Origin of the sequence: Nitrospirillum iridis, assembly GCF_014205765.1 — a bacterium.
In the GTDB taxonomy this organism is placed as follows: Bacteria; Pseudomonadota; Alphaproteobacteria; order Azospirillales; family Azospirillaceae; genus Nitrospirillum; species Nitrospirillum iridis.
Genome location: NZ_JACIIZ010000013.1, coordinates 17600 through 41431 on the forward strand (window position 1 = coordinate 17600; position 23832 = coordinate 41431).

A 23832-nucleotide genomic window follows, 5' to 3' on the forward strand; every position below is an offset into this window, starting at 1 on the left:
ATATAGGAACAAAGCCCACCGTAGGGGCCGATCGACGCCCGTTCTAGTCTGGATCCGCGCGGATTTGCAGGATCATCCTGCCTTCTCGCCGGGGAGGGATGCTCCGGCGGCGGCCCTTGCCTTTCGACAATCAGCCCCCGAGGGGGGTAGTTTAGGGGGTGCCCCCGCCCGGGGGGAAGCGTGATCCGACACCAACCAGGGATGCCACCATGCCGGATGTCCGGTTACCGACGCCACAGGCCGCCGTCTTGCAGGCCAGCGACATGGTGGTTGTGCGGTTGCGGCAGGACCTGCCTACCAGCCGGGAGCGGCAGGACATCGCTTGCCAGGACTCGTTCTCCGCCATCGTCCAGTTGCGTGACTTCGCCCGGCATGAGCTGTGGCGCGGTGGGCGCCTGGTTTTCGGCGGCGGCCATGCCCGCATGGCGCTGGCGGTTACCCATCTGGGCGAGGGCTGGGCCTGCCGCCATCTGTCGGCCTTCGACAATGTCCGCTTCCACATCCCCCGCGCCGCGCTGGACGCCGTGACGGAGGAGTTGGAGCTGCCGGCTATCAGCGGGTTCGCCTGCGCCCGGGGCACGGTGGACCCGGTGGCCTATCATCTGGCCTCCGCCCTGTTGCCGGCGTTGGAGGCGCCCGCCCTGGATGGCCAAGGGCAGGGCAACCGCCTGTTCGTCGACCAGGTGGCGCTGTCGCTGATGCTGCACATGGCCCAGACCTATGGCGGCATGGTGTCGCTGGCGCCACCCGGGGGACGGCGGATGGGCGGCCTGTCGCAATGGCAGGAGGCGCGGGCCAAGGACTTCCTGGTGGCCAACCTGACGGGCGATGTCGCCATGGCCGAGGTCGCCGCCCAATGCGGCCTGTCGCGCAGCCACTTCATCAAGGCCTTCCGCGAAACCACCGGCCAGACGCCCTATCGCTGGCTGATGGACCGCCGCGTGGACCGCGCCCGCGACCTGCTGCGCGGCCCCCTGCCCATCGCCGAGGTGGCCCTGGCCTGCGGCTTCGCCGACCAGAGCCATCTGACCCGTGTCTTCGCCGCCGCCACCGGCCTGCCCCCGGCCGCCTGGCGGCGACGGCAGATGTGAAGATCCGGAACTTCGGGGCCGCCGGATTCCGGACGGGGGCGTCCCGGCTTACGGTGTGTCGTCCCTGAAATGGGCGGTCACGTCACGATGCCCTTCCAGCACGTTCACCACCTCAAGGGTGTCGGGGCGATAGCGAAAGAAGATCACGTAGCCTTTGAAGGCGAAGCTGCGGATATCCGGGTGCAGTTCGGGACGCGCGCGCCCCAGGGTGCCGGGCAGGGCCGCCAGCTTCCGGCACTGCCCCTGCAGCACGCCGACAAAGCCGCGCCCGATGGCGAGGCTGCCGCTTTCCCGGGTGATGAAGGTGAGGATGCCGGTGAAGTCCGCCAGCGCGGAATCGAGAAGGACGAGCCGCCGCACTCAGTAGCCGGCCTTGGCCAATTCGGCGGCGGCGGCGTCCAACACCCGGGTCAGGTCGTCCTCGGTGTTTGATCCGCCAGCCTCGATCGAGGCGTTGAGCGTGGCGCGCAACGCCTGCAGCTTAGCCTCACGTTCCTCCACCAGGCGCAGGCCCTCGCGCACCACTTCGCTGGCCGATCCATAACGGCCGCTCTTGACGACGTCGTCGACGAAACCTTCCCAGCGTTCACCAATGGAAACGTTCATGGCGGTGCCCTCCTCTGCCGGGCATTGTAGGGCGATGCCATAAATTGCGCAATTAATGCTATCGAGGCCTGCCGTCCGTGTCGCGGCCCTCACCGCGCCACGGTGAAGACGTAGCGGGTGGTGGAGTGGAATTCCTGGCCCGGGCGCAGCACGGTGCTGGGGAAAGCCGGGTGGTTGGGGCTGTCGGGATAGTGCTGGCTTTCCAGGGAGAAGCCGGCGATGGGCTTGCCCGCCAGGGCCGGCGGCTTCGCCGGCAGATAGAATTGCAGGCCAGGCTCGGTGGTATAGACCTCCAGCATCCGGCCCGACGCCGTGTCGGTCACCACCGCCACCGGCTGGGAAGGCTTATGGGCGGACAGGACGAAGTTCTGATCCATGCCACCGGCTGCCAGGATGGTGTTGAAGCGGGTGTGCTGGCGCAGGTCGAAGCGGGTGTCGGCCACCGGGCGGACGCTGCCGTCCGGAATGGCGTCGGGGCTGGTGGGGGTGTAGCGGTCGGCGGCGATGGTGACGGCCTGGCCGTCCAGCGGCTGGCCGGCGCCCGCCAGATTGAAGAAGGCGTGGTTGGTCAGGTTGATGACGGTCGGCTTGTCCGTCGTGGCGGCGTAGTCGATGGCGACGATGGCCTGCCCGCCGCGCTGTTCCAGGCGATAGGTCACGCGCACGTCCACGGTGCCGGGGAAGCCCATTTCCCCATCCGCCGAGACGTAGTGGAACTCCACCCCGTCGCGCACGGCTCTGGCCTCCCACAGCCGGCTGTCGAAGCCGTTGGACCCGCCGTGCAGGGTGTGGGGCCCCAGGTTGCGGTCCACCTGATAGGTTTTGCCGTCCAGGGCGAAGGCGCCGTTGGCGATGCGGTTGGCGAAGCGCCCGATGGACGCCCCGGCCATCACCCAGAAGTCCGTCAGATGCGCCGGATTGTCTGGGGAGATGAGGACGTCGGACCAATGGCCGTCGCGGTCCGGCACCTGCAAGGACACCATGCGGGCACCATAGGTGGACAGCCGCAGGCGGGCGATGTCGGTGGACAGGGTCAGAGTCTCCACCTGTTCGCCGCCCGGCCCCTGGCCCCAGGGCGCCCGGTCGAGGGTGGCGGCCCCCGCCGGCGTTCCGGCCAGCACGGCCAGACAGGTGATCGCGATGGCGTGCCGGACGAGCGCCCGCTTGGTCCCGTTCATGGTTCCCCCCTTTATGGCCGCGCGGCCTGTTACCGGTAACTATAGCGGCGGCACGCGCGGGGGGCGAGGGGTGCCTCACACTTTCGCCGGCTCATTCCCCACGATCAGGAAGCCGATGAACGCGACGGCCGGCGGCACGACGAAGGCCCATTCGCGCACCACCAGGAACAGGCCGGCGGCGGCGGCGCACCCCAGGGCGAAGGCGGCGACGCTGGCGGACATCTTGCCCAGGCGGCCCTTGGCGGCGGCCTTCGCCTCCGCCGGCACGCCGCGCATCAGGTCGGCCAGGTCGATCATGATCTGGGTGGTGGTACCGGTCATCAGGGTGGTGGGCGGCGTGGTGCTCATATGGGCGCGGTGCATGCCGTTCTGCAGGGCCATGGCGGTCACCAGCACCATGCCGGTGAGGATGGCCGGCCAGGCGTCGCCGTCGTGGAAGGGGCCGAGGCGGATGGCCAGGGCCCCGCCGGCGGCCAGCAGCAACGTCTTCAGCGCCAGCAGCACCCGCAGGATGGGCGCGCCCCGCCGTTCCAGCGCCGCGCAGAGGAAGCGCGACAGGACGACGACGACGCAGAACACCGGAAGGGCCAGCAGCTTGGCCGACGCGCCGGAGGTGCCCAGCACCAGGGACGCGCCGAAGGTGACGAAGTTGCCGGTGACATGGGCGGTGAACAGGCCCTGCAAGGCCAGAAAGCCCGCCGTGTCGACATAGCCGCCGTTGAAGCTCAACAGCGCGGGTAATCCCTGTTTCATGGCCCTACCATCCCAGTTTGACTTCGATGCCCAGATAGTCGCTGTCATGCCCGCCGGCCCGCCGCAGGGTGTCGCCGATGACGTAGTGCACCGCCTCCACCGCCGTGGTCAGGTTGGCGGTCACGGCATAGTCGGCCCGCAGCTGGCCATAGAGCCCGGTCCAGGGGCTGCCCCGGCCGGCGGTGCCGGCCACGGCGTTGCTGGGCTGGACATAGATGGCGTCCGCCGTCGTCTGCCGCCACAACAGGCCCGTCGCCCCCATCAGGCTCACTTTCGATATCGGCTTCACCGTCAGCGACGGCTTCAGGTGGATCAGGTTGGCATAGCCGGTGTATCCCGCCAGCGCGAAATAATAGCCGTTGGGGAACAGCGGGTTGAAGGTGCCCAGCCGCCCGTCGCCGGGCCGGTCGTCGCCCGACGCGGCGTCGGCCTGCAAGCCCAGGCGCGGCGTCCAGGCGACGTCGCTTAGCGTATAGCCGGTCAGGGCGCCCACGGCCCAGGATCCGACGGATTTGGGCCCGACCGAGCCCCATTGGGCCATGCCCTCCACGTCCCAGTCGAAGCCCGCCGCCGCCCCGGCGTAGCGAACGTCGAAAATGTCGCGCCGCTCCAGTCCGCTGGCGTCCAGGTACCGGGCGGTGTCGTTCTGATAGCGCGAGTAATAGGCCGACAGCTCCCCCGGCCCCACGCCGGAATGTTCCACGCGGATGCCGCCATATTGCAGGTGCGGGTTGGAATAGTCGTCGAACGGCTCCCCCGTGCGGTACTGCACCGGGTGGCTCCAGAAACTGATGACGCGCCAGGGGCCGGTTTCCACGTTGACCCACAGGGCGTCGAAGGCCTGGCGGACGTTGGGGCCATCGCGGGTGGAGACGAAGCGCTGGCGGTCGAAGCCCATCTCCTGCCGGCCGGCGCGCACCTTCAGGGTGATGTCGTCGTCGATGTTACCGCTGTAGGCGACGAAGGCCTGGCGCAGGTCGGCCTGGTTCTGGTCCGCCGGGGTGAGGTTGGCCTTGTCGAAGGCGCGCGCATCCTCGAACTGGCCGAACAGCTGCCAATGGCCGTCGATGCGGGCGTCCATGTGCACCTGCAGGCGCTGGATGACATAGCTGTCGCCCTTGCGGCCGCCGATGCCGAAGGTGGGGGCCTCGTTATCCTCGAACCGTTCCCGCAGGGTCAGGCCCAGGGACAGGTAGGTCAGCGGATTGGTGGCATCCAGCGGAATGTACTTCAGACCGTCCAGCGGCTCGGTGCGCAGGGCGGGATTGGCCAGGGCCGACCAGTCCTCCTGCCAGCGGTTGGACTTGATGGCGGGACGGGTGGCCGCCGGGGTGACCCCAGAGGCGGCCCCAGGGGTGACCGTAGCGGCGGTCACCTCCGGCGTCTCCTCCCGTCCGGCCTCTTGCGCCAGGGCCGCCGCCGGCAGGACGACTGTCAGGGCGCAGGCGAAGGCCCTGCCCAGGGCCGTGTCATGTCGGCGGCGTGCCATGGGTGTCAGGACGCGGGCGCGTGGATTTCGGCGACATAGCCGCCGGGGAACTGCACCACGGCCGCCTTGCGGTGGTCGGCGGCATAGGGTTCCACCACCACGGCGACGCCGGCGGCCTTGGCCTTGGCCAGGGTCGCATCCAGGTCGCCAACCTCATAGCCCGTCATCTCCCGGCCGTAGGGCCAGGGCAGGTGGCCGTCGGTGACCAGCACCGTCATCTTGCCGAAGGCGCTTTCGATGCGGACGCGGCGATAGGTGTCGCTGGGCCGGCCGATTTCCACGCCCGGCGCCTTGGCGTCGTCCGACACCACCTTGCCGTGGCTGAAGGCCACGAAGTCCTTCACGAACTCCGCCACCTTGTGGGCGGAGACATAGACGCGGTTCTCCGGCACCGTCTGGAAGGCGGCATAGTTGGGCGTGGTGGTGTGCCAGTACAGCTGCATGTTCACCCCGCCCGGCCACTGGATGACGGCGTCGCGGCCGATGGGGTCGGGGAAGGGTTCCACCAGCACATCGGCCCCGGCGGCGATGGCGGCCTTGGTCGCCGCGTCCATGTCGGTGACCAGATAGCCCGTGCGCTCCGCCCCGAAGGGGTGGGGGATGGGCGTCTTGAAGCCGAACAGCGACACGGTGCCCACCGGCGTCTGCAGCAGCTGCGAGGTGGTGCTGCTGGGCGTGGGGGTGACGGTCGCCACCACCTGCTTGGTGCTCTGCCCACCGAAGGTGGCGAGGAAGCTGGCGACGAACTTGTCCACATCCTCCACGGCCACATAGACGTGGGTGGTGTCGTATTGCGGGGCCACGGCCACCGCGGGGGTTGCGGCCTTGGGTGCCGCCTGGGCGTCCAGGGGCACCGCCAGCGGCAGGGCCAGGCAGGCGCCCGTCAGCAGGGCGGCGGCGTAAGAACGGATACGCATCGGAAAGGCTCCCATCAGGATGCGGAAGGGGAAGATGTGCGGGACTTGAGGTCGTGCCAGGCCACCAGGACGAAGCCGCCGACCAGGCCCAGATGTTCGTAGAAGGCGTTGGCCGTCATGAAGCGCTCCGGCCCGGCCATTTCCCAGTAGCGGTTGGCGACGAAGGTGGCGAACAGGGTGAAGCCCGCCAGGGCAAAGGCCCCCAGCCAGCGCAGGCGGCCGCTGAGGATCAGCAGAGAGGCGCCCAGTTCCAGGATGATGACCGCCGCCGCCAGCGGGGGTGCGGGCGGCATGCCGAAATGCGCCAGCTCCGCCACCGCCCCGCCGAAATCCAGGGCCTTGTTGATGCCGCCCTGGATGTAGGCGGCGCAGAGGCCCAGCAGGGCGACCCAGCGCGCGGCGGCTGGCGTGGGAATGCGGGCGGCCACGGCGTCCAACATGATCAGACCGCCCAGCAGGCGCAGCCCAAGGCGCCCCAGAAGGACTTCAGGTCGCGGATGGGCAGCTTGGACGACCAGGCGGTGGCATGCGCGTGGCCATGGACGCCGCAGGCGCTGTCACAGCCGCAGGACTGGGCCGCCTGGCGTTGCAGCTTGGTGTCCTCGGGATTCAGCAGGTTCCAGGCGCCATAGCCGCCGAAGGTGCGCACCGGCGACCAGTCGGGCATGGCCGGCGGTACCGGGGCCTCGTCGTGTGGGGCGAAGTCGCCGGCGCCATAGACCACCTTGCCGCCCACCACGGTCAGCAGTGCCGTGGTGTCCGCGATCTCGCTTTCAGCACAGGCGAAGAAGTCGCGGTCGGGCACGATCAGGTCGGCCAGCTGGCCTTCCTGGATGCGGCCCTTCTTGCCTTCCTCATTGCTGAACCAGGTGGTGTTCTCCGTCCACATACGCAGGGCGGTTTCCCGGTCCAGGCAGTTGCGCTGGGGATAAAGGCGCAAGCCCCCCACCGTCCGGCCGGTGATCAGCCAGGCCAGCGAAACCCAGGGGTTGTAGGAGGCCACACGGGTGGCGTCGGTGCCGGCGGACACCTTCACGCCTTTTTCCAGGATCTTGGCTACGGGCGGCGTGGCCTCGGCCGCACCCAGGCCATAGCGCTCGACGAAATATTCGCCCTGATAGGCCATGCGGTGCTGCACGGCGATGCCGCCGCCCAAGGCGGCGATGCGGTCGATGGATTCGTCCGAGATGGTCTCGGCATGGTCGAAGAACCAGTTCAGGCCCTCCAGCGGCACGTCCTGGTTCACCCGCTCGAACACGTCCAGCGCGCGGCTGATGGTTTCGTCGTATGTGGCGTGCATGCGCCAGGGCCAGCGGTTCTGCGCCAGGATGCGCACCACCTCCTCCAGCTCGCCTTCCATCTCCGGCGCCATGTCGGGACGGGGCTGGCGGAAATCCTCGAAGTCGGCGGCGGAGAACACCAGCATCTCACCAGCGCCGTTGTGACGGAAATAGTCGTCGCCCTGCTTGTAGGTCGAGGTCCGTGTCCAGTTCAGGAAGTCGTCCTTCTCACCCTTGGGCTTCTGGGTGAACAGGTTGTAGGCCAGGCGGATGGTCAGCTGGTTCTCCGCCGCCAGCTTCTGGATGACCTCGTAGTCATCGGGGTAGTTCTGGAAGCCGCCGCCGGCGTCGATGGCGCCGGTGACGCCCAGCCGGTTCAGTTCCCGCATGAAATGGCGGGTGGAGTTCAGCTGGTATTCCAGGGGCAGCTTGGGCCCCTTGGCCAGGGTGGCGTAGAGGATGGCGGCGTTGGGCTTGGCCAGCAGCAGGCCGGTGGGGTTGCCGTTGGCGTCGCGCAGGATCTGGCCGCCCGGCGGTTCCGGCGTGTCCTTGGTGTAACCCACGGCGCGCAAGGCGGCACCGTTCAGCAGGGCGCGGTCATAGAGGTGCAGGATGAACACCGGCGTGTCCGGGGCGACGGCGTTTAACTCATCGATGGTGGGCAGGCGCTTTTCGGCGAACTGGTGCTCGGTGAAGCCGCCCACCACGCGCACCCATTGCGGCGCCGGGGTGATGGCCACCTGGCGCTTCAGCATGGCCATGGCGTCGGCCAGCGACCGCACCCCGTCCCAGCGCAGCTCCATATTGAAGTTCAGGCCGCCACGGATGATGTGCAGGTGGTTGTCGATCAGGCCGGGCAGGACGCGGCGGCCCTTCAGGTCGATCAGCCGGGTGGCGGGGCCGGCATGGGCCATCACCTCATGCTCGCCACCCACCTTCAGGAAACGGCCATCCTTCACCGCCACGGCGGTGGCGGTGGGGTTGGCGCGGTCGAGCGTGGTGAACAGGCCGTGATGCAGGATCAGGTCGGCCGTCTGGACATCGGCGGGGGTGGTCATTTCTTAGGTCCCTTTGGCGGTGTCGGCGGTGGTGTCCGCGGCGGCTTTGGCGGTGCCCTGCGGCAGGTGCCCGAACATGTGCGGCCCCACCTGTTCCTGCAGCCAGGACAGGGCCGCCGGCTCCTTGGCCAACAGGCTCTTCACCAGGGGTGGGATCTGCTCTCCCACCAGGATGCCCAGCAGGCCCACCAAGGCCACCACGGGCGGTGCGGGGGACCGGACGTTGATCAGGGCGTAGATGACCCCGACCAGCAGGCCGGCACCTAGCGACATGAGATAGATTTTCATTGGGGGCCTCCCCGACGCCAAGAAGGGCGCGGCCGGGCGTATTCCCGGCCGCGCGTTGCGGTGAAGGGCTCAGCCCTCGTGGGCGCCGAACATGGTCTTGGCGTAGATGATGCCCAGGCCGTAGGCGCCGCCCCACTTCTTGGCGATGCCGGTGGTCATGTCGTAGGTACCCGTGCGGGCCCAGTCGCGCTGCAGTTCCAGCAGGTACTGCAGGGAGGTGATGGGCTGGGCGCCCGCCTGGACCATGCGGTCCATGGCGCGGTCGTGCGCCTCGGTCGAGACGTCGCCACAGGCGTCGGCGATGACGTAGACCTCAAAGCCCTGGTCGATGGCCGACAGGGCCGGGCCGACGATGCACACGCCGGTCCACAGGCCGGACAGGACGATGCGCTTCTTGCCGATGGCGTTGATCTGCTTGATCACCGCGGCGTCTTCCCAGGTGTTCATGGACGTGCGGTCCAGCAGGTCCTGGCCGGGGAAGGCCTCGGTGATTTCACTGAACATGGGGCCGGAGAAGCTCTTCTCCGCCACCGTGGTCAGGATGGTGGACACCTTGAAGCCAGCGGCGGCGTTGGCCACCAATGCCGCGTTGTTGCGCAACGTGATGGCGTCGATGGACTTGGTCGCGAAGGACATCTGCGACTGGAAGTCGATCATGATCAGGGTGTGGTCATCGGCGTTCAGCAGCTTGGCGCCGGGGGTGGGCGTGGCCGTGATGGACATGGTGATTTCCTCGCGAAGGCTGGCGGGGTTTGAAAAATGGCTGCCGTGCAGGATTGCCGGCGCGAGGCAACAGTGCCGCCGTGGGGCCTTCGGGGTCTTGTCGAATGGGTCGCTGATTTGAAGGGCGAGACGGTTCAGTCACCGACGGGTTTGGTGGGGCTCCATCGCTGTGCGGCCACGATGATCCGCCAGCGGTGGCTCGTTGGTGCGCGTCCCGGCGACGAAAAAAAGCGCCCGGACGGTGGGTCAGGGCTGCCATTTCCACGCCAGGGTGCGCGGAAACGGCGGTCACCTGCGTGTGGTTCAGATGGAAGGCACGTCCTGCCAACGTGCGGATACGAGAGTGCCGTTGGCGTTGACAACCTCTACGCTGGTATTGAACGTTCCTGTCAACATATAGCTGAAATTGCCTTGGTTGCTGTTGGCCTGGGTCCAGGGTTGATCCAAGGTCACCCAGATCGTCGCCGAGGTCGGGTTGCGGTTCGGCTGCGGCGGCCGCTGGTTGCCCGTATCCTTCTGGATGAAGAAAAAAGTCTTGCCGTCATCGGACACCTGTCCGTCGAGGCGGATTGGCCTACTGTCGAAATAGGGATCCCCGCCCGCGATCCTGAGGGTTGCGGAGAAGTCCGGCTGATCTTCTGTTAACGTCAGCCAGATGGCCAGGCGGATGTTCCCGGCCGGGCCGATGGCCGGGTTGGCCGGTCCGACGACGATCAGGCCGCTGCGCTGCACGATATTAAATTCGGTCATAATGCCCTCCTGGAAAATACTTGAATGGAGGGCCCCTTTGCAGATGCGTTGCCAGCATCCACGCGGAGCCCGGAGGGTGTTCAGCATTTTTTGCGCCAAGAAAATATATGTTTGTTTTCAAATACTTAACAGGGTGTGCGGGAATTTCCTTCGAATGTCCGTCGTGACCGTCATGTCCGAGGGGCCCACAAGGTCGCCCCAATGAGCCCCTCCCTTCTTGATGATGCCGTGGCTTACATCTCCGCCGGCTTTTCCTGCAAATTGAACACGGCCAGCGCCGGGACGCCCAGCAGGCGTTCGGCGCGGGCCGGATCGTAGATGGTGTCCGACGCGAATTCCGACAGCAAAGCGGCCACCACGGCCAGGAACAGGCCGGCCAGGATGCCCAGCGCCAGGTTCAGCAGCGGCTTGGGCTGCACCGGCTCCCGCGACATCGACGGCGCCTGGACGATGGCGATGTTGCCAACCCGGCCGCGGTTCAGGTTGTCGGACTCCCGTGCCTCTTCCAGGCGGGCCATTTGCGCCTTCAGGCTTTCCTGGGCGGCCGTCAGGTCCCGTTCCAGGGTCCAGCGCTGGGCCTCGCTGCCGGTCATGCCGTTGATCTTGGCGTCAACGCTGGCGATCTGGGTCCCAATGTCGCGCTGGCGCCCCTCCAGCGTGGCGGCGTCGGCCAGGGTGCGGTTCAGGTCCTGCTCCGCCCCCGTCAGCACGTCGTTGCGCGCCCGGCGCACCGTGCCGGCGAATTTGCCTTCCTCCTGGGCCAGGAACTGTTCCGCCACCGCGATTTCCTGACGCACCTGCTGCATCTGCCGGCTTTCGTCGGTGAACTGGGCGCTCAGCTCCTTCTCCCGCAGATGCAGGTTCAGCAGCTTGGTCCGGGCCTCGTCCACCACCCGGCTCTGTTCCTTGTCGGTGTAGGCGGTGACGTCCGGCGGCGTCGCCTTGATCTGGCGCTTCAGTTCTGTCACCCGCTGGCGGGTGCCGGCCAGGTCGGCGTCCACGCGCTTGGCCTCGCTGTCCAGGTTCAGGCGTTGCTGCAGCAGCAGGGCCATCTGACCATCATAGGCTTGCACCCCGTGGGCGCGGCGGAAATCGGCCAGCTTCTTATAGGCGGCGTCCACCCGGGCGTGTCCATCGGCCACCTGGGTTTCATAAAACTGGGTCTGCGAGTTCAGATAGACATTGATGGACTTGTCGCGGAACACCTGGATCAGCGTGTCCAGGGTCGCTGTGGCCGTCGTCGCCTGGTGATGGTGGAATGACAGGTGCAGGATGTTGGACGTGCGCTGGGGAACAGTGCTCAGCGCGTCGGAGAAGCGCTCCACCACCTTGTCCCAGTTCACCTTGTCGGGGTCCTTGTTGGCCAGCGTCGGATACAGTCGCTCCAGCCCCACCTTCTTGATGGTGGTGATGATGACGTCCCGGCTGCGGATCAACTGCACCTGGGTGTTCAGCAGCTCTTCCGGGTCGCTGGTCATGGGCATCAGGGCCGCCGCCGCGCCGCCGGCATCCGGCCGGTAGGTGAATTCCCGGCTGAACTTGTTGATCAGGACCGAGGCGTCGGATTCATGCACCGCCGGCATGAAGACACTGGCCAGGATGGCAGCCCCCAAGCAGAGCCCAAACGCGGCCAGCGCCCGCTGGCGGTAGCGGAACAGGATCAGCACCAGGTCGCGGACGGTGAAGGCGATCGGCATCTGGGTGGTGGGTGGCATGGCGGAGGCTCTTATGGGGCGGGGGGCGGACAAGACAGGAAATGACAGAGGTGCAACTATTGAAAGAAGGGCGAACGCCAAGAACAAGGGGGTGGATGGGCACCCCCGCCCAGGGAGGCGACGTCCTCATCACTGTAAAGCATTAACAGCGGGTTACAAATTCGATGAAAGGCACTATGGTATTCGCGCTTTCCTTTGCGCGATCCCCCCTTTAATCGTAGTTGCCTGTCATGAAACGAAACGCCTCTTTTGGCCTGGTGTTGCTTGCCGCTGGCGCGTTGACGCCGCTCACGGCCTGCGTACCCAATTCCATCCAGCCGCCGGACGACAAGACGTCGGTCTCCCAAGTTGGCACGCCGCGGACAGGCAGCCAGGCCGCGGCGTTCACGCCGTGGGCGGAGGATGAGGGCGACTATCGTATCGGCCAGGGGGATGAGGTCGAGGTCAAGCTGCCCTTCAACGGCGAATTCAATGACCGGGTGACAGTGGGGCCGGACGGCCAGTTCACCCTGCCCCTGGTTGGCAGCGTCCATGCCGAGGGCCGCACCGTGGCCGACATCACCACCGAGTTGAACCAGCGTTTTGGACGTGACCTGCGTGACCCGCGGGCGCAGGTGGCCATCCGCGCCTATGCGTCGCAACGGGTGTTCGTCGGCGGTGAGGTCAACAACGCCGGTCTGTTCAGCATGCCGGGCCGTATCGGTGTGCTGGAGGCCATCGCCATGGCCAACGGCTTCATGGAAACGGCGCAAAGTCACAAGGTGGTCCTGATCCGTCGGGCGCCCAACGGCCATCCGATGATGAAGATCATCGATATCGGCGGTTTCGTCGGCGGCACGGCCGATGACGTGCGGCTGCACCCCTTCGACATCGTTTTCGTGCCCAAAACCTCCATCGCCGAGGTTGACCAGTGGGTGGACCAGTTCATCACCCGGGTCGTCCCCTTCCAGCGCAGCTTCAACTACACCGTGGGTCGGCAGCAGAACTTCCAATGACACGCATGGCCTTTGATCGTGACCGATCAAAGGCCCCCTCAGGCGCCGGGCGCGGTCGCGTCCTACACCGGCATGTGTCTCATGCCGGTGGTGAAATGCGGTGGACAGGTGGATAGCGACGCGCATCGCCCCCTACCAATCCGCCAGGCATTCCGGCGGCAGGTCGAAGCCGCCGGCCACGTTGACGATGCTGCCGCGCTCAAGCTCGGCATAGGTGCCGGCCGACTGGCGGGGACAGTCGCGGGCATAGCCGCCGGCCACCATTTCCGCCGACAGGTCGCGACCCTCCACCTTGCAGCGGGCGACTTGCACGTTGTTGATCGTTTGCCCCGTGGGGGTGCAAGCCACCTGGGCGTCGCGGACCAGTTTCACCAGGCCCTGCATGGCGCTGTAGCCGCCGAACGCGTCCATGGATGGCGTGGCGATGCCCCATAGCCGGTACATCACCGGCCCCACGATCAGGGTGCCGGCGTCATAGGCGCGGATTTGCGTGGGTGCCGCCTTCGCCGTCACCTCCGGCGGGTCGGCATCCAGGCGCGACCGCTTGTCCCGCCCTGTCTCTATCGCCTTGCGCCGCTCCAGCCGATTGGACAGCGCCTCCTCCCCCAGGGCCGGACGGGCCATGGGCGCCAGGACGGCCAGGCAGAATCCCACGGCCAGCAGACGCCGCATCATTTCTTTCCCGAAACGACAACGGGCCGCAAGGCGCGCGCACGACGGGCGCCCTTTGCCCCACCGCGGTCATGGTGAGTTAAATGGACACGAAATGCCGGATCATGCCGTCCAGCCAGGTGACGCTGAAGAAGGCCAGGGGGATGGCGACGGCCAGGGTGGCGGCCAGCCAGAGGCGGGAGCCGGACTGGATGCGGCGTACCGCCCAGGGGCAGCCGGTGGCCAGCAGGCCCAGGGTGCCGACGATGAAGCCCCCCACGACATCCACCCAGGTGTGTTCCGTCAACAGCACGCGCGACCACCCCTCCAGCAGGGCGACGCCCGCCAGGACCAGGGCCACGACCGGCAGGGCCAACCGCCCGTGGTTCAGGCCGCCGCGCAGGTAGATCACCAGCAACCCGCCATAAAAGGCCACGGCCAGGGTGACGTGCCCGCTGGGAAAATGGGACAGTTCCGGAGTCTCGCGCAGCATCCCGCGGATCAGCAGCGCGATCAGCAGCGAGACCATCACGCCGCCGCCCCAGGCTGCCGCCACCAGATAGTCGCGCCGCGCCAGCAGCATGCCCATCAAGGCGACGAACAGGGGCAGGACGAAGCCGATCGTGGCCAGGGTGCTGAGAAGCTGCATATCCACCCATCACAGGAACCTGTAAATGAATTCGGAGATTAGCAGGCGGCGCTTGTTGATGACCAGACCCACTGGCTTACCCCCGTTGGCGCGAATCTGGTGGATGAGCTGTTGGACCACCGGCAGGCGCGTCCTTTCCGCCTCCACCACGATGACCGTGCCATTCACGAAGCGCGACAGCACATGCGCGAAGGCCAGGTTCTGGGGCGGCGCGCTGTCGAAAATGATCCAACGGAAGCGCTGGCGCAGCTGGCCGACGATCTCCCCCATGGCGCTGATGGACAATGACCAGGTGACGTTGCCGTCCGCCCGCCGGGCGATGGGCTGGGTCAGGGCGGCCAGCATCAGGTCGGCGGTGCCCAGTGGCCGCAAGGCGTCATCCAGGGACACCAGTCCCTGCTGCGCATCGTGCAGGCTGTTGGGCAGGGGAATTTCCGATAGCCGGACCTGTTCCCGGTCGAAGGGGTCGGCGTCGACCAGAAGCACGGGGCCGTCCACGTTCACGGCCGCGAACTCCGCCAGGGCCCTGGCGATGGTGGAGGCGCCAGCCCCCGGCCGGGCGCCGATGATCTGGATGGCGTAGCCTTCCGGGCCATGGGGCATCATCGCCAGCTTGTTGAACAGGCTGAACAGCGGCTGTCCGGCGATCGCCGCCCTGTCCACCGTCATGTCCACCGGCTCTTGCTTGCGCGACCACCAGCTCATGGGCCAGGCCTTGGAGGTGAGGAATGCCATCATCTTAACCGGCTTTGGATATCAAGGATTGGTAGAGGGACAGTGTACGCGTCACCATGCGGGCCTGGCCGCCCGGCGCCACGCGGGCCGAGGCGGCGGCGGCATGGCGGGCGAGGCGGCCGGGATCGGTCACCAGCCTGGTCAGCAGGGTCCCGAAAGCCCCGCCATCGGTTTCGGCCCTGCGGCCCGGGGCCGGGGCGACCACGCCGGTGACGTCGTCGTCGATGACGTCGCGGGTGCCGCCCACGTCGGTGGCCAGGATGGGCAGGCCCACCGCCGCCGCCTCCAGCAGGGTGTAGCTCAGGCCCTCATACCGGCTGGGCTGGGCCAGCAGGTCGAAGGCGCTGTAAAAGCGTACGGCGTCGCGGGCGCCCAGCCAGGTGATGGCGGTGGCGCAGCCCAGCGTCTCGGCTTGGCCGCGGGCCTCATCGCCCCAGGGCCCGTCGCCGATGATGATCAGTCGGGCGTGCGGGGCGGCGGCATGGGCGCGGGCGAAGGCGCTGATCAGGATGTCGATGCCCTTGTGCGCCGTCAGCCGGCCGACGAAGCCGATGGCCAGGTGTCCGGGCGCCAGGCCCAGCTCCCGCCGCGTATCGGCGCGGGGGGCCGGCACCGGCGGCTCGATGGCGTTGGGGATGGTGGTGACCCGGACGGCGGGGATTCCCAGGCTCACGATATGCGCGCGTTCCCCTGTCGACACGGCGATGACGCCGTCGGTCAGATGGGCCAGCGCCACCTCGCCCGCCGTGTACACGGCGCGCTTGAGGCGGCCCAGGGTCGGGTCGAGCGTGGAGATGGCGTGCGGGGTGTAGACCACCTTGGCGGTCGTGCCGATGCCGGCCAGGCGGGCCAGCATGCCGCCCTTGGAGGAGTGGCCGTGGATGATGTCATAGGGACCGAAGCTGGCCATGTGGCGGCGGACGGCCCACAGCGCCTTCAGGTCCATCGGATTGGGCGCGCGCCGCATGGCGATGGCGCGGAAACGCACGGTGCCCAGACGGGCGCGGCCCTGACGGAAGATGTCGTCCTCACGGGTGGGGGAGAACAGGACGTCGGCGCCGTGTCCCCGGGCCAGCGTGCCCTCCAGCAGGTCCAGCAGATGCCGGCCCACGCCGGTGGCCGCCGATTCCACGATGTGCAGGATGCGCAGCGGTCGCGCCCGTGGCGGCGCCACGGGGGGGCGGTCCAGCGCCGCGTGGCCGTCCGCCGGCGCCTGGCTGGGAGCGGGGCTGAAGACGCTGTCCATCCTCATCGTCCTCATGCGTACCGCCGGGCGCCGATGCGGGCCAGCACCTGCCCCAGGATCAGCAAGGCGGCCAGGACGTAGACGCCGAAAAAGGCGGGGGTGAAGACGACGCTGTCGATGATCTGCAGCAGGATGAAGCCGGTCCAGACCACCACCTGGGACACCGGCTTGTCCGCCCCCTCCGGCAGGTCCAGCATGCGGGTGATCCACACCATGACCCTGCCCACCAGCAGGCCGTAGAGAAAGCCGCCCAGGGCCACGCCGGGCAGGCCGAAGTTCACGTACATCTCGCCGAAGATGGGGGGGCGCAGGCCGCTGTGGAACATGGGGTCCAGGCCGGCCAGCGCCGGGCTGACGCGGCCGAAACCGAACTCCACGCGAAAGGGGAAGAGATAGGCCGGGATGAAGCTGAGATAGCCCGCCATGTAGGTCTTGCCCCAAAAGAGGGGGCTGTCGTCCATGCCGGTCAGGATCCAGGCGAAGTCGCGCAGGTCCGACAGGTCGTTGCCGTACAGCAGGCGGAACAGGAAGCCCCGCTGGTCATGCAGCGACGCTTCGCGCAGGGAGGCGATGGTGACGGCCACGGACGCCAGGCCCAGGGCCGCCAGCAGCATGACCGGCAGGTTGCGGAAGCGTTTGGGCATGGCCAGCATCACGCCGGCCTGCATCAGGGTCAGGATGGCGACCGTGCGGTTGCCGCCGATGATGCCCAGGCTGGCCAGCGCCACGCCCAGCGCCAGCGCCGTCCATTGCCGCCGCGTGACGCCGTAGACGATGGCGTTGATGGCGAAGAAGGGGACGATCTGGCTCCACAAATTATAGAAGGGGCGCAGTTCGTTGTGTTCGAACACCAGGCTGCGGGCGATGAAGGCCTGGAAGCCCATCAGCGCCAGGGCCACGGTCAGCACGGTCACGATCAGGGCGCCCACCACCACGCCGCCGCCGCTCTGCCAGCCACGCGACAGGACATCATAGACGAGGGCGCACGCGGCGGGCGGGCGGCGGGTTAGCACGCGCGCGGCCATGATGCCGGACAGCATGCAGATGAAGCCGCCGATGGTGATGTACAGCGCCTTGTCCAAATGGACGAGAATGGACTCGAAATGCCGGTCGGTCGCCAGGACGTTGTTGGCCGACCAGGCGAAGGGGTACATCACCACCACCTTCAGGAAGTAGTTGAAGCCAAAGAAATAACTGGCGAAGGACAGGCAGCCCCACTTGCGGTAGTCCAGGACGTAGAAGCCCAGGAAGGCCACGGCGCAGACGGCCAGGATCAGCCAGTTCACCGTGGGGATACGGCCCAGGATCCGCCAGATGTCGATATGGATCATGGCCGGGGGCCCTCCGCCACCCTTGGCGCCATGGCGCGCAAGGGGCGGGCCAGCGCCAGCCCGGCATAGATCAGGGCGCTGACGCCATAGGCCAGCATGTACAGGGTGGCGAAGCCGAGGATGCCCGGCGCCAGCAGGGCGTCGGCCACCACCACCACCGTCATCAGCGCCGCCACCACGCCGGCGGCGCGCGCGATCAGGGCGAAGCAACCGGTGTGCACCAGCAGGAAGTTGGACACCGTCTGCACCAGGTTGGCCAGGATCAGCACCACCAGGATGGGGGTGATGGCCGGCGGCATGGTCGCGGCCGGGCCCAGCAGCAGGCGGTAGACCTGGTCGCCCGCCAGCGGCAGCAGGCCGCACAGGCCCAGCGCCGGCACGGCGGCCAGCGCCAGCGCCAGGCCGGTCGCCCGGCGCAGGGCCGCCACCTCGCCCGCCGCGTGCGCCCGGGTCTGGCGCGGCACCAGCACGTCGCACACGGCGGAGAACAGCACCGTGGCGCCGCGGAAGATCTTGAAGGCGGTGTCGAAGATGATGGTGGGGGCGCCCAGGCCGTGGACGGCCGGCACCAGGACGCTGGGGAAGTTGTAGACGTACATCTCCCCCGCCGCGTACCCGCCGCTGGCCAACAGCGTGCGGCGATGGCCGCGGAAAAAGGCGGTCAGGGCCCGGGGCGCCCGGGACAGGTCGGCGTCCAGCGCGCCCCGCCGGGCCAGGCGGTGACAGGCGAGGACCAGCAACACGGCCCACACTAGGTTGCTGAGGACCAGGAACACGGGGAAGGGCATGGCCACCAGCAGGCAGAACATCAGGCCCAGATGGCCGAAGCGGCGGGCGGCCTCCAGCGTTTCGAAATACAGGAACTGGTCGATGGCCGAACTGACGTTGCGCAGGGTGAACCACACCAGGTTCAGGGCGGAATAACAGAAGAACAGCGCGAACTCCGCCCCCGCCCTGGGGGTGGCGGACGCGGCCAGCGGCATGAGGATCAGGCAGGCCAAGGAACCGGTGGCCACCAGCCCGCTGTACAGCGCCACCACGCCCGTCGCCTGGGCGGCGACCGGATCACCCGCCAGCTTCCCCGCCAGGAAACGCTGGCGCAGCGACACGTACAGCACCTTGGCGATGCCCAGATCGAACAGCCAAAGCGAGAGGCCCAGATTGCCGACAACGATGAACAGCGAGAACAGGTGGGGATCCAGCACCCGGGCGAAGGTGTAGGTCTGGCAGACGCCGGCTAGCAGGGTGGCCGCCGCCGTGCCACCTCGGAGCAGGAGATAGCGCGAGAAGGGGCCTGCCAGGATCCGGCCCGGGCGGGCTTGCGGCGCGCTCACGTTTCCGCCCCCCGGGCCACCCCTAGGCAGGCGTCCAGCAGGGCTTCGGCGGTGGCGGACCAACGGAACCGGGCGGCGCGGGCGCGGCCGTTGGCGGCCAGGCGGTGGCGCAACAGCTCATCCTCCGCCAGGCGGCGCAGCAGCCGGGCCAGCCCGTCGGCGTCGTCCACGCCACAGACAAGGGCCGCTCCCGTGGTTTCCGGCGCCGCCACCTCCACCAGGGCCGGCTGGTCGCTGATGATGACGGGGCAGCCGCAGGCCATGGCCTCCACCGGCGGCAGGCCGAAACCTTCGTAGCGGGAGGGGTAGACCAGGGCCAGCGCGTTCTCGTACAGCGCGCGCAGCTCCCCATCGCTGACATGGCCCACGGGGCACAGGGGACCAGTGACGCGCCGCGCCGCTGGTCCGTCGCCGGCGGGGTGCACGCGGGGGTCGCGCTTGCCGGTCATGACCAGGCGGATGCCGTCCAGGCCGGCGCGCCCGAAGGCGTCGACCACCAGGGCCACGTTCTTGTTGGCGCTGCCGACCCCCACCGCCAGGAAATAGGGGGCGGCGCCCGGCGTGCCGGGATGCAGGCCGTGACGCTCCAGCACGCCCATGTCGGCCGCCTGGGCCAGGATGTGGTCGCCGCCCTCGCCGCACACGGTGATGCGGTCGGCGGGAATGCCGTACCAGCGGCTGATTTCGGCGCGCGAGAAGGTGCTGATGGTGACGATGGCGGCGGCGGCGCGGCCCAGCATGGGCACCAGAACGCGGTAGGCCAGACGGAAGGGCAGGGAGAAGCTTTCCGGGCTGACGCGCGGGGTGGCGTCATGCACCACCACCACCTGTCGCCGCTTGGCCACCGGCCCCAGGTTGCACAGGTTCAGCAGCACGCCGCCGGCTGACAGCCGCGGCAGATCCAGTTGCTCCCAGGCATAGCCGCCGCCAAACCGGCCGGCCATCCGCACCTGGATGGCGCGCAGGCGCACGGGGGCCAGCGCCGCCGGATCCGTGCCCGGTGGCACCAGCAGGGTGACGCGACCGGCCAGGGCCTGATGGGCGGGCTGGCCCAGCAGGTCATCCATGGCGCGCACCGCCTCACGGGCGAAGCGCTGCACGCCCGTTTGCCGCTGGCCCAGGAAGCGACCGTTGATGAAGAGGGAAGGGGGCATGGGGGCGGTCGTGCCTCAGAACCCGGAGCCGCGCGGGCCGCGGGGCCTGTAGGTATGACGGCCCCCGCCGTATCGGGCGGCCTCAGACATTGTTCTTGGGGAACAGCATGGCGGGAATGGTGCGGAGCAGGATCGCCATATCCAGCATGAACGACCAGTTCCGGATGTAGTCGAAATCGAATTCGACCCGCTTGCGCAGCTTCTCCTCGGTATCGGTCTCCCCCCGCCAGCCGTTGATCTGGGCCCAGCCGGTCATGCCCGGCTTCACCCGATAGCGCAGGGCGTAATCCGGCATGACCTCGGCATAGAGGCGGCCGTCGGCCTTGGCCTTCGGCGCGTGCGGGCGCGGGCCCACCAGCGACATGCGGCCCTGCAGGACATTCAGGATCTGCGGCAGCTCATCGATGGAATATTTGCGGATGTAGTGGCCCACGCGGGTGACGCGGCTGTCGCCCCTGCTGACCAGGGTGTTGGCCTCGGCGTCGGCGTCGTCCACATACAGCGAGCGGAACTTGTAGATGGCGAACTTGCGGCCGAACTGGCCGCTGCGCTGCTGGCGGAAGAGGATGGGGCCGGGGCTGTCCAGCTTGATGGCCAGGGCGGTGGCCAGCAGCACCGGCAGGATCAGCAGCAGGATGGCCAGGCCCGCGACATGGTCGAAGGTGGATTTGGCGAGGCGGTCCCAATGGGAGAAGGGCGGGGTCATCAGCGTCGGCATGATGACGCCGGTGGCGGCCCCCGCCTGGCCACCCAGCTGGGGCAACGCCAGGACGGACAATTCCGGATCCGGCACCAGCCATACCGTGATGGGCAGGAAGCGCAGGCGTTGCAACAGGGCGGAGATGCGGGGGCCGGCGGTCCACGGCAGGGCCATGAACACGTCGATCTCCTCATGGTCGGCGACGAAATCGATCAGGGCGTCCAGCCGTCCCAGATAGGGAAGGTGGCGCGTCAGCGTGCCGACGCGGGTCTGCCGGTCGTCGAAGAAGCCCAGGATGTCGATCTCGCGGCCCGCACGGCTGGCCATGTCCTCCACCAGCTTCTGGGCGGCGGGGCCGGCCCCGACGATGATGGCCGGGCGCACCCGCCAGCGACGGGCCACGGCCACGGTGGCCACCGCCCCTTCCAACCGTCGGGTCAGGATCAGGGTGCCGGTCGACAGGGCGAACCAGGACAGCAGCCAGGCGACGTCGGCCCAAACGGTGTCACCCGGTTGGCCGCTTCGGACGATGACCTGGGCCAGCAGGCAGGCGAACAGGGCCGCCGTCACGCGTGGTACGGCGGTGGCGGTGTCGGTCAGGTGGGGGGCGCGTGCGAAGCGGCCCAGCAGCCAGGCCAGCACGACATAGGCCGGGCCGGCGGCCAGGCACAGGCTGGCGCGCATCTCGTCGGCGGCCCTCGCCTCGCCCCGCAGCAGCGCGGCCAGCGACAGCAGGATGCTGCCGACCGAGAACACGGCCCCCCCCTCCAGCAGCGACCATAGGATCTCAAAGATGGGACGACTGAGGCCCAGGGTGGGGGCCAGCCCTGTCTCCGTGGCCGTGTCACGGCGCTGCCGGCCCTTGCTGGTGACGTGATTCCCATGCTGGCCGGTGCCGGCGGTGTGATCCAAGGGCATGCTGCGGTCTCGACTTCCATCGGCCGTCGCAATCCGGGGATTTGTGATCCACCAGCGATTGCGGTCGGATGCGATGTTAGCAATTGTGCTATTTAGTGAGTTGATATCACGGGGTTTTCGGCCCGCGAGGGCAGCATAAGCCAGGAATTTGAATTAAAAGCCCGTTAATATCGCAGACTATGCATCGGGTTAGGTTCTGGGTTCCAGGCCTGTGAAAGCCGCATGGATCCCCATGGGAGTCGGAGGGCGCGCGTATTGCCTGCCCATCAGATGGAGGGCCGGCGGCCCCAAACAGAAACACCCCCGTCCGGCGATCCGGGCGGGGGTGTTTGATCGGGGGCGCTTATGTCAATGGCCTGTGAGCGAGACCGCTCAACGGCCCCTCAAGCGCCGGCCTTCCGGGGGTATTATTTCAGCGTCGCCAGATACGCGATGACGTTGTCGCGGTCGGCCTGGGCCTTGAGACCGACGAACACCATCTTGGTGCCGGGCACCAGGGCGCGCGGGTCGGTCAGGTAGGTGTCCAGCTCCTTGGCCGTCCATTCCTTGTTCGCACCCTTCATGGCGGCGGAATAGTCGAAGCCGGGGGCGGTGGCCGACTTGCGGCCGACGATACCGTGCAGGCTGGGGCCCACCTTGTTCACGCCAGCATCGATGGAATGGCAGACGGCGCACTTCTTGAACACCACCTGGCCGGCGGCGGGATCACCCTCCGCCAGGGCCGTTCCAGCCGTTCCGCCCGCGATGATCGTGGCGGCCACCGCCGCCCAAAATCCGATACGTCGCACTTCAACTCTCCTTTGCCTGTTCTCTGGTCGTCGTGAACTCAGGGAACCCCCGGGGCCTCCGGGGGGGTCAGCGCCGTGGCCGTGGCCAGGGGCAATCCGGCGGCGCGCCAGCCATCAACACCGTCCGGATACCAGGAGACGTTGCTGTAACCATAACTGACGGCACGCTTGGTCGCATTCCAGCTCATCCAGCACTCGGGCAGACAATAGAACACCAGCGGGCGGCTCTTGTCGCCCCCGCTTAAAGTCGCAAGTTGTTGCTGGAACCAGTTTTCCAGGATTGGACTTAACGCTCCCCGGCCCACGTCGGGCAGCCAGACGCTGCCGGGCAGGTTGGCGTGGGGCAGGGGCATCCAGGGCGATCCCGGCGCCATCCCCGCCGGGCGGCGGGGGGCGGGCACCACATCCACCAGGACCACGCGGTCGCCTTCGCGCGCCAGCAGCCCGCGCAGGGCGTCGGTGGTCAGGACCCGGCCCCCCGCCACCGTCGCCGGCACGGGCGCGCGGTAATCGTCAAGGCGATAGGTCGGCGGCTCGGGCACCGGGGTGGGGGGCTGCGCCAGGGCCCGCGTCGCCACCAGGCCCGCCGCCAGGCTGGCGGCACGCGCCGCCGCGCCCAGCCTCACGGTTTGGCGCCGGCGCCGGGCAGGGTGCCGGGGATGGGCTTGTTCTGCTCATCCAGCAGGGGGATGCCGTAATCCGCCAGCAGCGCGTCGACCTCGGCGCGGTGACGTCGCAGGGCCTGGTCCACGGTGCGCCGCCATTCCGGTTCATTGGCGCGCACACCCATGGCGATGCGGAAGTCCAGCCGGTCGCTATCGCCCTCCGGATCCAGGAAGGCGGCCTTCAGCGGCAGCTTTTCATGCTTGATGTAAAACCCCGCGATGGGGCCCCACAGCAATGCCACGTCGATCTTGCGGTCCGCCAGGTCCTGCAGCATGGCCCGCGCCGGCGATTCATACCGCGTGTCCACCGCCAACGCGTAGGAGGTGGCGTGTGCCATCAGGTTATGGCGCAGCAGCAGGTCGGTTGGGGGGGTGGCGGCCACGATGCCGAAGCGCTTGTCGGCCAGGGCGGGGTCGGCCAGTGAGGTGGCGCCGATACCCGAATCGGCGCGCGTCACGATCATATAGCCGCTGTGATAGTAGGCGCTGGTGTTGTCCATCAGCGGGTCGCCCGCGACCGTGCCCATCACCAGGTCGCATTGCCGGGCGCGCAGGGTGTTGCGCACGAAGCCCATGACCTGGGGAAACCAGACGAAGCTGACGGGCAGCTTCAGGTCCTGGCCGATCAGGGTGGCGATCTTGTTCTCGAAGCCCTCCCCCTTCTGGTTGGAATAGGGCAGGTCGTTGGGGTCGGCGCAGATGCGCAATTCGGTGCGGGACACCAGCTCCGCCGTCTGCGCGGCGGCCTGGGTGGTGATCAGGGCCAGCGGCGCCAGGGCCGCCAGCGCCAGCCTGAAGGCCGTTTTCAGGGCCATTCT

25 protein-coding genes are annotated in these 23832 nt (G+C 68.0%); 2 read left to right on the top strand and 23 right to left on the bottom strand.

Annotated elements, in window-relative coordinates; all coding sequences use genetic code 11:
• Positions 1–209 precede the first annotated feature (209 nt).
• The gene (locus tag FHS74_RS20970) at positions 210–1091 is read left to right on the top strand and encodes a helix-turn-helix domain-containing protein (protein ID WP_184804628.1); all 882 of its coding nucleotides are present in this window, start codon (positions 210–212) and stop codon (positions 1089–1091) included.
• A 48-nt stretch (positions 1092–1139) separates the two neighbouring features.
• Here the strand turns inward: FHS74_RS20970 and FHS74_RS20975 are convergent, their stop codons facing one another.
• The 12 genes from FHS74_RS20975 to FHS74_RS21030 all read right to left on the bottom strand — a co-directional run bounded on the left by FHS74_RS20975 (position 1140) and on the right by FHS74_RS21030 (position 11848).
• Positions 1140–1451: a type II toxin-antitoxin system RelE/ParE family toxin gene (locus FHS74_RS20975; RefSeq protein WP_184804631.1), complete on the bottom strand. Its 312-nt coding sequence runs from the start codon at positions 1449–1451 to the stop codon at positions 1140–1142.
• Positions 1452–1697 (bottom strand): type II toxin-antitoxin system ParD family antitoxin, encoded by a 246-nt coding sequence (locus FHS74_RS20980; RefSeq protein ID WP_184804635.1) that lies wholly within the window; start codon positions 1695–1697, stop codon positions 1452–1454.
• Between the two features lie 89 nt (positions 1698–1786).
• On the bottom strand, positions 1787–2875 hold the full coding sequence (locus FHS74_RS20985) for an aldose epimerase family protein (protein WP_184804639.1): 1089 nt from the start codon (positions 2873–2875) through the stop codon (positions 1787–1789).
• A 75-nt stretch (positions 2876–2950) separates the two neighbouring features.
• Positions 2951–3628 carry a DUF1275 family protein gene (locus FHS74_RS20990; protein WP_184804641.1) on the bottom strand — a complete coding sequence of 226 codons (678 nt, stop codon included), beginning with the start codon at positions 3626–3628 and terminating at the stop codon, positions 2951–2953.
• 4 nt (positions 3629–3632) lie between these two features.
• Positions 3633–5117, bottom strand: a complete 1485-nt coding sequence (locus tag FHS74_RS20995; RefSeq protein WP_246463271.1) for an alginate export family protein — start codon at positions 5115–5117, stop codon at positions 3633–3635.
• Positions 5118–5122: 5 nt separating this feature from the next.
• Positions 5123–6034, bottom strand: a complete 912-nt coding sequence (locus FHS74_RS21000) for a glyoxalase (RefSeq protein WP_184804644.1) — start codon at positions 6032–6034, stop codon at positions 5123–5125.
• A 14-nt stretch (positions 6035–6048) separates the two neighbouring features.
• Positions 6049–6474 (bottom strand): DoxX family protein, encoded by a 426-nt coding sequence (locus FHS74_RS21005; RefSeq protein WP_184804647.1) that lies wholly within the window; start codon positions 6472–6474, stop codon positions 6049–6051.
• Between the two features lie 2 nt (positions 6475–6476).
• On the bottom strand, positions 6477–8372 hold the full coding sequence (locus FHS74_RS21010) for an amidohydrolase (protein ID WP_184804650.1): 1896 nt from the start codon (positions 8370–8372) through the stop codon (positions 6477–6479).
• Between the two features lie 3 nt (positions 8373–8375).
• Complete coding sequence (locus FHS74_RS21015; RefSeq protein ID WP_184804654.1) at positions 8376–8660, bottom strand: XapX domain-containing protein; 285 nt, start codon at positions 8658–8660, stop codon at positions 8376–8378.
• A 69-nt stretch (positions 8661–8729) separates the two neighbouring features.
• Entirely contained in the window at positions 8730–9383 is a 654-nt protein-coding gene (locus FHS74_RS21020) for a hydrolase (protein WP_044560737.1), read from the bottom strand.
• A 303-nt stretch (positions 9384–9686) separates the two neighbouring features.
• Entirely contained in the window at positions 9687–10133 is a 447-nt protein-coding gene (locus tag FHS74_RS21025) for a hypothetical protein (RefSeq protein ID WP_184804656.1), read from the bottom strand.
• A gap of 233 nt (positions 10134–10366) precedes the next feature.
• Positions 10367–11848: a GumC family protein gene (locus tag FHS74_RS21030; RefSeq protein ID WP_184804659.1), complete on the bottom strand. Its 1482-nt coding sequence runs from the start codon at positions 11846–11848 to the stop codon at positions 10367–10369.
• Between the two features lie 230 nt (positions 11849–12078).
• Between FHS74_RS21030 and FHS74_RS21035 the strand changes: the two genes are divergently transcribed.
• Positions 12079–12843 (top strand): polysaccharide biosynthesis/export family protein, encoded by a 765-nt coding sequence (locus FHS74_RS21035; protein ID WP_184804662.1) that lies wholly within the window; start codon positions 12079–12081, stop codon positions 12841–12843.
• A 132-nt stretch (positions 12844–12975) separates the two neighbouring features.
• Here FHS74_RS21035 and FHS74_RS21040 read toward each other — a convergent pair whose 3' ends face one another.
• From FHS74_RS21040 to FHS74_RS21090, 11 genes are all read right to left on the bottom strand, one after another.
• Positions 12976–13518 carry a thermonuclease family protein gene (locus tag FHS74_RS21040; protein WP_211106456.1) on the bottom strand — a complete coding sequence of 181 codons (543 nt, stop codon included), beginning with the start codon at positions 13516–13518 and terminating at the stop codon, positions 12976–12978.
• A gap of 76 nt (positions 13519–13594) precedes the next feature.
• Entirely contained in the window at positions 13595–14143 is a 549-nt protein-coding gene (locus FHS74_RS21045) for a phosphatase PAP2 family protein (RefSeq protein WP_184804667.1), read from the bottom strand.
• A gap of 9 nt (positions 14144–14152) precedes the next feature.
• A complete protein-coding gene (locus FHS74_RS21050; protein WP_184804670.1) occupies positions 14153–14881 on the bottom strand; it encodes a P-loop NTPase family protein in 729 nt (242 codons plus the stop codon).
• A gap of 1 nt (position 14882) precedes the next feature.
• A complete protein-coding gene (locus tag FHS74_RS21055; protein ID WP_184804673.1) occupies positions 14883–16124 on the bottom strand; it encodes a glycosyltransferase in 1242 nt (413 codons plus the stop codon).
• 11 nt (positions 16125–16135) lie between these two features.
• The gene (locus FHS74_RS21060; protein WP_184804676.1) at positions 16136–17455 is read right to left on the bottom strand and encodes an O-antigen polymerase; all 1320 of its coding nucleotides are present in this window, start codon (positions 17453–17455) and stop codon (positions 16136–16138) included.
• Positions 17452–18789 (bottom strand): hypothetical protein, encoded by a 1338-nt coding sequence (locus tag FHS74_RS21065; protein WP_184804678.1) that lies wholly within the window; start codon positions 18787–18789, stop codon positions 17452–17454. Before FHS74_RS21065 ends, FHS74_RS21060 begins: the two co-directional genes overlap by 4 nt.
• The gene (locus FHS74_RS21070; RefSeq protein ID WP_184804681.1) at positions 18786–19943 is read right to left on the bottom strand and encodes a glycosyltransferase family 4 protein; all 1158 of its coding nucleotides are present in this window, start codon (positions 19941–19943) and stop codon (positions 18786–18788) included. The genes FHS74_RS21065 and FHS74_RS21070 overlap by 4 nt, the downstream gene beginning before the upstream one ends.
• Positions 19944–20025: 82 nt before the next feature.
• Complete coding sequence (locus FHS74_RS21075) at positions 20026–21561, bottom strand: exopolysaccharide biosynthesis polyprenyl glycosylphosphotransferase (RefSeq protein WP_184804697.1); 1536 nt, start codon at positions 21559–21561, stop codon at positions 20026–20028.
• 407 nt (positions 21562–21968) lie between these two features.
• Positions 21969–22349, bottom strand: a complete 381-nt coding sequence (locus FHS74_RS21080; RefSeq protein ID WP_184804700.1) for a c-type cytochrome — start codon at positions 22347–22349, stop codon at positions 21969–21971.
• 38 nt (positions 22350–22387) lie between these two features.
• Positions 22388–22975, bottom strand: coding sequence for a PQQ-dependent catabolism-associated CXXCW motif protein (locus FHS74_RS21085; RefSeq protein ID WP_343066983.1), 588 nt, complete (start codon positions 22973–22975; stop codon positions 22388–22390).
• Positions 22972–23829, bottom strand: coding sequence for a substrate-binding domain-containing protein (locus FHS74_RS21090; RefSeq protein WP_211106457.1), 858 nt, complete (start codon positions 23827–23829; stop codon positions 22972–22974). The genes FHS74_RS21085 and FHS74_RS21090 overlap by 4 nt, the downstream gene beginning before the upstream one ends.
• Positions 23830–23832 lie beyond the last annotated feature (3 nt).

What these genes read in the sequence shown, in the direction of transcription:
- FHS74_RS21075 (WP_184804697.1), bottom strand. Translation starts at nt 21,561, where the DNA reads ATGCCCTTGGATCACACCGCCGGCACCGGCCAGCATGGGAATCACGTC.
- FHS74_RS21060 (WP_184804676.1), bottom strand. Translation starts at nt 17,455, where the DNA reads ATGATCCATATCGACATCTGGCGGATCCTGGGCCGTATCCCCACGGTG.
- FHS74_RS20995 (WP_246463271.1), bottom strand. Translation starts at nt 5,117, where the DNA reads ATGGCACGCCGCCGACATGACACGGCCCTGGGCAGGGCCTTCGCCTGC.
- FHS74_RS21040 (WP_211106456.1), bottom strand. Translation starts at nt 13,518, where the DNA reads ATGATGCGGCGTCTGCTGGCCGTGGGATTCTGCCTGGCCGTCCTGGCG.
- FHS74_RS20985 (WP_184804639.1), bottom strand. Translation starts at nt 2,875, where the DNA reads ATGAACGGGACCAAGCGGGCGCTCGTCCGGCACGCCATCGCGATCACC.
- FHS74_RS20980 (WP_184804635.1), bottom strand. Translation starts at nt 1,697, where the DNA reads ATGAACGTTTCCATTGGTGAACGCTGGGAAGGTTTCGTCGACGACGTC.
- FHS74_RS20990 (WP_184804641.1), bottom strand. Translation starts at nt 3,628, where the DNA reads ATGAAACAGGGATTACCCGCGCTGTTGAGCTTCAACGGCGGCTATGTC.
- FHS74_RS21070 (WP_184804681.1), bottom strand. Translation starts at nt 19,943, where the DNA reads ATGCCCCCTTCCCTCTTCATCAACGGTCGCTTCCTGGGCCAGCGGCAA.
- FHS74_RS21020 (WP_044560737.1), bottom strand. Translation starts at nt 9,383, where the DNA reads ATGTCCATCACGGCCACGCCCACCCCCGGCGCCAAGCTGCTGAACGCC.
- FHS74_RS21055 (WP_184804673.1), bottom strand. Translation starts at nt 16,124, where the DNA reads ATGGACAGCGTCTTCAGCCCCGCTCCCAGCCAGGCGCCGGCGGACGGC.
- FHS74_RS21025 (WP_184804656.1), bottom strand. Translation starts at nt 10,133, where the DNA reads ATGACCGAATTTAATATCGTGCAGCGCAGCGGCCTGATCGTCGTCGGA.
- FHS74_RS21005 (WP_184804647.1), bottom strand. Translation starts at nt 6,474, where the DNA reads ATGTTGGACGCCGTGGCCGCCCGCATTCCCACGCCAGCCGCCGCGCGC.
- FHS74_RS21090 (WP_211106457.1), bottom strand. Translation starts at nt 23,829, where the DNA reads ATGGCCCTGAAAACGGCCTTCAGGCTGGCGCTGGCGGCCCTGGCGCCG.
- FHS74_RS20970 (WP_184804628.1), top strand. Translation starts at nt 210, where the DNA reads ATGCCGGATGTCCGGTTACCGACGCCACAGGCCGCCGTCTTGCAGGCC.
- FHS74_RS21015 (WP_184804654.1), bottom strand. Translation starts at nt 8,660, where the DNA reads ATGAAAATCTATCTCATGTCGCTAGGTGCCGGCCTGCTGGTCGGGGTC.
- FHS74_RS21000 (WP_184804644.1), bottom strand. Translation starts at nt 6,034, where the DNA reads ATGCGTATCCGTTCTTACGCCGCCGCCCTGCTGACGGGCGCCTGCCTG.
- FHS74_RS21010 (WP_184804650.1), bottom strand. Translation starts at nt 8,372, where the DNA reads ATGACCACCCCCGCCGATGTCCAGACGGCCGACCTGATCCTGCATCAC.
- FHS74_RS21035 (WP_184804662.1), top strand. Translation starts at nt 12,079, where the DNA reads ATGAAACGAAACGCCTCTTTTGGCCTGGTGTTGCTTGCCGCTGGCGCG.
- FHS74_RS21030 (WP_184804659.1), bottom strand. Translation starts at nt 11,848, where the DNA reads ATGCCACCCACCACCCAGATGCCGATCGCCTTCACCGTCCGCGACCTG.
- FHS74_RS21050 (WP_184804670.1), bottom strand. Translation starts at nt 14,881, where the DNA reads ATGATGGCATTCCTCACCTCCAAGGCCTGGCCCATGAGCTGGTGGTCG.
- FHS74_RS21045 (WP_184804667.1), bottom strand. Translation starts at nt 14,143, where the DNA reads ATGCAGCTTCTCAGCACCCTGGCCACGATCGGCTTCGTCCTGCCCCTG.